Origin of the sequence: Pseudomonas sp. Sample_10, assembly GCF_004321495.1 — a bacterium.
Taxonomy (GTDB): Bacteria; Pseudomonadota; Gammaproteobacteria; order Pseudomonadales; family Pseudomonadaceae; genus Aquipseudomonas.
In genome coordinates this window covers 67,732-74,127 of record NZ_RCOE01000140.1, presented here as the reverse complement: position 1 = coordinate 74,127, position 6,396 = coordinate 67,732, and the positions used below count along the sequence as shown (strand labels likewise).

Annotated in this window: 5 protein-coding genes; all 5 read left to right on the top strand. The window is 59.1% G+C overall.

The window, feature by feature from the left end:
• On the top strand, positions 1-1,364 hold a 1,364-nt coding region (gene gpmI / locus D8U18_RS13380; protein ID WP_131107789.1), incomplete at its 5' end, for a 2,3-bisphosphoglycerate-independent phosphoglycerate mutase.
• A 253-nt stretch (positions 1,365-1,617) separates the two neighbouring features.
• Complete coding sequence (locus D8U18_RS13375; RefSeq protein ID WP_056852204.1) at positions 1,618-2,910, top strand: murein hydrolase activator EnvC; 1,293 nt, start codon at positions 1,618-1,620, stop codon at positions 2,908-2,910.
• Positions 2,911-2,941: 31 nt separating this feature from the next.
• Positions 2,942-4,261, top strand: a complete 1,320-nt coding sequence (locus tag D8U18_RS13370) for a S41 family peptidase (RefSeq protein ID WP_056852203.1) — start codon at positions 2,942-2,944, stop codon at positions 4,259-4,261.
• Position 4,262: 1 nt separating this feature from the next.
• On the top strand, positions 4,263-5,054 hold the full coding sequence (locus D8U18_RS13365) for a divergent polysaccharide deacetylase family protein (RefSeq protein ID WP_056852202.1): 792 nt from the start codon (positions 4,263-4,265) through the stop codon (positions 5,052-5,054).
• Positions 5,055-5,157: 103 nt separating this feature from the next.
• Positions 5,158-6,393: a trypsin-like peptidase domain-containing protein gene (locus D8U18_RS13360; RefSeq protein WP_131107788.1), complete on the top strand. Its 1,236-nt coding sequence runs from the start codon at positions 5,158-5,160 to the stop codon at positions 6,391-6,393.
• The last annotated feature ends 3 nt before the right edge of the window (positions 6,394-6,396 follow it).

Here is a 6,396-nt window from a genome sequence, read left to right as displayed (position 1 = left end):
TGCCGGATGGCCAGATGGGCAACTCCGAAGTCGGCCACATGAACCTCGGCGCCGGCCGCGTGGTGTATCAGGACTTCACGCGCGTTACCAAGTCGATCCGCGACGGCGAGTTCTTCGAGAACGCGACCATCTGCGCTGCCGTCGATAAAGCCGTCGCCGCCGGCAAAGCCGTGCACTTCATGGGTCTGCTGTCCGATGGCGGCGTTCACAGCCATCAGGACCATTTGGTGGCCATGGCTGAACTGGCCGCCAAGCGTGGCGCCGAAAAAATCTACCTGCACGCGTTCCTCGATGGCCGTGATACGCCACCGAAAAGCGCGCAGTCGTCGATCGAACTGCTCGACGCCACTTTCCAGGCGCTGGGCAAAGGTCGTATCGCCAGCCTCATCGGCCGCTATTTCGCGATGGACCGTGACAACCGTTGGGACCGCGTATCCCAGGCCTACAACCTGATTGTCGACGGTATTGGTGAATTCAACGCCGCCACCGCTCAGGAAGGCCTGCAAGCCTCGTACGAGCGTGGCGAGAGCGACGAATTCGTCAAAGCCACCTCGATTGGCGAACCGGTAAAAGTCGAAGACGGCGATGCGGTGGTGTTCATGAACTTCCGCGCCGACCGTGCCCGCGAACTGACCCGCGTGTTCGTGGAAGACGATTTCAAGGAATTCGAACGCAGCCGCCAGCCAAAACTGGCCGGTTTTGTCATGCTGACCCAATACGCCGCCAGCATTCCTGCGCCATCGGCCTTCGCCGCGGGCAGCCTGGAAAACGTGCTGGGCGACTATTTGGCGAAAAACGGCAAGACCCAGCTGCGCATTGCTGAAACAGAGAAGTACGCGCACGTGACCTTCTTCTTCTCCGGCGGCCGCGAAGAACCGTTCCCGGGCGAAGAACGCATCCTGATTCCGTCGCCAAAAGTCGCCACTTACGACTTGCAGCCGGAAATGAGCGCACCCGAAGTCACCGATCGCATTGTCGATGCCATCGAAAACCAGCGCTATGACGTGATCGTCGTCAACTACGCCAACGGCGACATGGTTGGCCACAGCGGCGTGTTCGAAGCGGCGGTCAAAGCTGTCGAATGCCTGGACACTTGCGTCGGCCGAATCGTCGAGGCGCTGGAAAAGGTTGGCGGCGAAGCGCTGATCACCGCTGACCACGGCAACGTCGAGCAAATGTCCGACGCCTCCACCGGCCAGGCGCACACCGCACACACCACCGAACCGGTGCCGTTCATCTATGTCGGCAAGCGCGACCTCAAGGTCCGCGAAGGTGGTGTGCTGGCGGACGTGGCACCGACCATGCTCAAGCTGCTGGGCCTGGAAAAACCGGCGGAAATGACCGGGACTTCGATTCTCGTCTAATCATCATTAATACCTGTGGGAGCTGGCTTGCCAGCGATAGCAATCTGACAGCAAACATTCATGTTGCTGCCAGGCCGCTATCGCTGCGATGCGGCGACCCGACAAGCCAGCTCCCACAGTGGTTTCTGGTGGTTTTCAGGACTAATTTCCCGCACATCCCTCTCCAGTTATCACACAGCCCCAATTGGGCATTTTTTTTGCTGCCCATGGCGGGCATACTAGGCCGTCCCTTTCCCTGGTGTCGCCCGCCTCTATGCTTCGCGTCCTGATAGCCCTTGCTCTGACTTGCCTGCTCCAACCGGCCTTTGCTGACGAGCGCGCGCAAACCCAACAACAGCTGGACGCCACGCGTCAGGACATTGCCGAGCTGAAAAAGCTGCTGGGCAAGTTGCAGGAAGAAAAATCCGGGGTGCAAAAAGAACTCAAGGGCACCGAGACTGAAATGGGCAAGCTCGAGAAGCAGGTCGAGGCCCTGCAAAAAGAGCTGAAGAAAAGTGAAGCCGAGCTGCAGCGGCTCGATGCGGAGAAAAAAAAACTCCAGAGCGCGCGCACTGAACAACAGCGACTGATCGCCATCCAGGCCCGCGCGGCCTACCAGAACGGCCGACAGGAATATTTGAAGCTGCTGCTCAACCAGCAGAATCCCGAGAAATTCGCCCGCACCCTCACCTATTACGACTACCTGAGCCAGGCCCGCCTGGAACAGTTGAAGAGCTTCAACGAAACGCTGCGCCAACTGGCCAATGTCGAAAAAGACATCGACATGCAGCAAGCGCAACTGCTGGTACAGAAAAGCAGCCTCGACACCCAGCGCGACGAGCTGGACAAAGTCCGCCGAGAGCGCCAGCAAGTCCTGGCCAAGCTCAATGACGACGTGAAGGCCCGCGACCAGAAACTGGCGGCCCGCGAGCAGGATCAGGCAGATCTGTCTAAAGTCCTTAAAACCATTGAGGAAACCCTGGCTCGCCAGGCTCGTGAGGCAGAAGAAGCGCGACAAAAAGCGCTGATTGCCCAGCAGGAAGCCGAAAAAAAGCGCTTACGTGAGGCCCAGGCTCAAGCAGACGAGACTGACGCCCCACGCAAACCGGTTAAATCAACGCCTGGCGCGTTGGTCTCAAGCTCCGGCGAAACCTTTGGCGGTCCGTTTGCTTCAACTCGCGGCAAACTTCCGTGGCCTGTCGATGGTCGACTGTTGGCACGCTTCGGTGAAAGCCGTGGCGACGACGCCCGGACCAAGTGGGACGGCGTGATGATCGGCGCTTCCGCCGGCAGTACCGTGCATGCGGTGCATGGCGGTCGCGTGGTGTTCGCCGACTGGTTGCGCGGCGCAGGGTTGCTGGTCATTCTCGACCATGGCAACGGTTTTTTGAGTCTTTATGGTCACAACCAGACACTGCTCAAGTCTGCGGGTGACGTGGTAAAAGCCGGTGAATCCATCTCCACTGTAGGTAGCAGCGGCGGTCAAGACACACCGGCCTTGTATTTCGCGATTCGTCAGCAGGGTCACCCGAGTGACCCTGCACAATGGTGTCGCGCGCAAGGATAAGCGCGCCATCCAATTCAGGAGTTCGTTCGACATGCTGCATTTGTCCCGCCTTACCTCGCTGGCCCTGACGATCGCCCTGGTGATCGGCGCGCCTCTGGCGTTCGCCGCTCAACCGGCCCCGGCGGTTGCGCCTGCGGGCACTGCTGCGACCACCAAGGCGCCATTGCCGCTGGAAGAGTTGCGCACCTTTGCCGAGGTCATGGATCGGATCAAAGCCGCCTATGTCGACCCGATAGACGACAAGACCCTGCTGGAAAACGCCATCAAGGGCATGCTCAGCAACCTTGATCCACACTCGGCCTATCTCGGGCCTGAAGACTTCGCCGAGTTGCAGGAAAGCACCAGCGGCGAGTTCGGCGGCCTGGGCATCGAAGTCGGCGCCGAAGACGGATTCATCAAAGTGGTGTCGCCAATCGACGACACGCCGGCCTCCAAGGCGGGCATCCAGGCGGGCGATTTCATCGTCAAGATCAACGGCCAGCCAACCCGTGGCCAGAGCATGACCGAAGCCGTGGACAAGATGCGCGGCAAGATCGGCCAGAAAATCACCCTGACCCTGGTTCGCGACGGTGGCACGCCGTTCGACGTGACCCTGGCCCGCGCCATCATTCAAGTGAAGAGCGTGAAGAGCCAGTTGCTGGAATCGGGCTACGGCTACATCCGTATCACCCAGTTCCAGGTCAAGACCGGCGAAGAGGTCTCCAAAGCGCTGGCCAAGCTGCGCAAGGACAACGGCAAGAAGCTCAAAGGCATCATTCTCGACCTGCGCAACAATCCGGGCGGCGTGCTGCAGTCGGCGGTTGAAGTCGTCGACCACTTCATCACCAAAGGCCTGATCGTTTACACCAAAGGCCGGATCGCCAACTCCGAGCTGCGCTTCAACGCCACTGGCAAAGATGAAAGTGAAGCCGTGCCAATGGTTGTGCTGATCAATGGCGGCAGTGCCTCGGCCTCGGAAATTGTCGCCGGCGCCCTGCAGGACCAGAAGCGTGCGGTAGTCATGGGGACGCCAAGTTTCGGCAAAGGCTCGGTGCAAACCGTGCTGCCGTTGAACAACGACCGCGCTCTGAAAATCACCACGGCGCTGTATTACACGCCTAATGGCCGCTCGATCCAGGCCCAAGGCATCGTCCCGGACATCGAAGTGCGCAGAGCCAAGATCACCAACGAGCAGGATAGCGAGTACTTCAAGGAAGCCGATCTGCAAGGTCACCTGGGCAATGGCAACGGCGGCGCCGACAAGCCAAGCAGCTCCGGCGGCAAAACCAAGCCGATGCCGCAGGACGACGATTACCAGTTGGCCCAGGCCCTGAGCCTGCTCAAAGGGCTGAGCATTACGTCCGGCCGCTGAGATGCTTCTTCGGCTGACCCTGGCGCTGTTGTGCAGTCTGGCGTGCGTGGCTCACGCCACCCCCGCCGTTACCGCGCCGCAAAAAGCCTACCTGAGCTTGATCATCGATGACCTGGGGCAAAGCCTGCCCCGGGATCGCCGCGTGCTGGGCCTGCCCGGCCCGGTAACCGCAGCGATCATGCCCGATACCCCCCACGCCACCGAATTCGCCCGCGAAGCCCATCGCGCCGGCAAGATCGTCATTCTGCATATGCCGATGGACCCGGCCACAGGACCATTTGCCTGGCATCCCGATCTACCCATCGAGGAGCTTGAGAGACGCCTGAACGCTGCGTTCAAAAGGGTTCCCTACACCGCCGGCATCAACAATCACATGGGTAGCCGCATGACCGCGCAACCCGCCGCCATGGCCTGGTTGATGGCCGACCTGCAGCGTCGTCACAAATTTTTCGTCGACAGCCGCACCAGTGCGCAAACCGTGGCGGCGCAGCAAGCGCAGAAGATCGATCTGGCGAGCGTTTCTCGGGATGTGTTTCTGGATGATGAGCGCACTGAAGACGCTATTTTTGCCCAACTCCAGACAGCGATCAGCCTCGCACACCGACAAGGCTCGGCAGTGATGATCGGACATCCGTATCCGCAGACACTGGCAGTGCTGGAGCGAGAGTTGCCCAAGCTGAAGGCCCAGGGAATCGAGTGGATCGATATCCGGCAGATGATCAGCGTGCGCGGTAATCGCGCCACGGCGGCGCATGGCAAGGACGGCCAGTACCGCCTGCCGACTTCACAGTAACCTGCAGATCCATTCCCGTTTCGCGATACATATATACATCTGCCGGTGCATTGGCCCGTGCCACGATAGCGCTCACCCTGAATTTCATCACCAAGGAATGGATATGAAATACCTCAAGCTCTTTTGTTTCGCCGCCCTGGTTGTCCTGGCCAATCCTGCAGTGCAGGCACGCGACCTTGGCGAAGGCGCCGTCAATGACTCGCCGTCAAGAGCGCTGCGCAACAGCGATAATTTTTATGAAATCTGGAGCGGTGTGGGACGACTCAGCCTCCAATCAGGCGAGACGTGCAGTGCCGTCCTATTGGATACGCGAAACAGGCAGGGTCGAGCCACCGGCCCTGCCTACTTGCTCACCAGCGGTCATTGCGTGTTTTTTAGATACGGTTCGGCGCGGACCGATTTGCCTTTGAACGCCAGCGTCACTTTCCATTACTTTCATGACGTGCCACAGCGTAAGCGCCAGTACCCGATCCGAATTGCCTTGTGGAGCAGTCTGGTCGGGACCGATCTTGCCGTGCTGGAGATAGACGCGACATTGGCGTCGCTGATACAGGCCGGGGTCAACCCGCTCAAGCTCGCCTCACATCTGACTTACGAGAATCAGGATGTGCTCAACGTTGGCGCGCCGGGTGGTTTTACCGAAGCCGGGCTTCGTTTGAGTGCCTGCGCTGAACGAATCGCCGGAACATTCATCGATCACCCTGGAGTGTTCCCATTAGCCATGAAAAACAGCTGCGATCTACACGCTGGAAGCTCTGGCAGTCCGATGCTGAACAGACTCACCAATGAAATTACCGGCATCGTCAGTAAAGTCGCGATATCGCGAAATCATCCGGCGCAATCCGATTGTGAGCACTCTACGTCTTGTCAGGCCGCTCGATTCAACTACAGCTACAGCGCCAGCTTCCTGTACGCGTGCTTTATTGATGGCGTCTTCACCCTCGCGGCACCGAACTGTTCGTTGGAGCCGGTAGAGCTGACCGTCACGGAACCCTGGAAACTAAAAACACATGTCTATAAAACGCAAAATGCGAATGGGCAGGTGGTCTTGCCCAAGTGGGATTTCCGGTTCTCCCTCAAGGCGCCCTTCTATCGCTATAAAATGGTCCGTAACGCTCGGGATTGTCAGGTGCCTACTTTCTACAGTCCGGCCATCAGTACAGAAAATGCCTATATCAACAGTGGAATCGGCCCACAAAGCGGCGCGTACGCGCTCTGCATCATCGGGGTCGCCTCAGCCGATTCGAAGCTGACAAGGGGGGCATTGAACAATGTGTTTACCAGTGCCGTGAACATGAGCACGACGCCGGGCACCCTGCCTGAAATGACCTCGCAGTGAAAA

Excerpts from the sequence above, each read along its gene's own strand:
- D8U18_RS13375 (WP_056852204.1), top strand. The coding sequence starts at position 1,618 with ATGCTTCGCGTCCTGATAGCCCTTGCTCTGACTTGCCTGCTCCAACCG.
- D8U18_RS13370 (WP_056852203.1), top strand. The coding sequence starts at position 2,942 with ATGCTGCATTTGTCCCGCCTTACCTCGCTGGCCCTGACGATCGCCCTG.
- D8U18_RS13365 (WP_056852202.1), top strand. The coding sequence starts at position 4,263 with ATGCTTCTTCGGCTGACCCTGGCGCTGTTGTGCAGTCTGGCGTGCGTG.
- D8U18_RS13360 (WP_131107788.1), top strand. The coding sequence starts at position 5,158 with ATGAAATACCTCAAGCTCTTTTGTTTCGCCGCCCTGGTTGTCCTGGCC.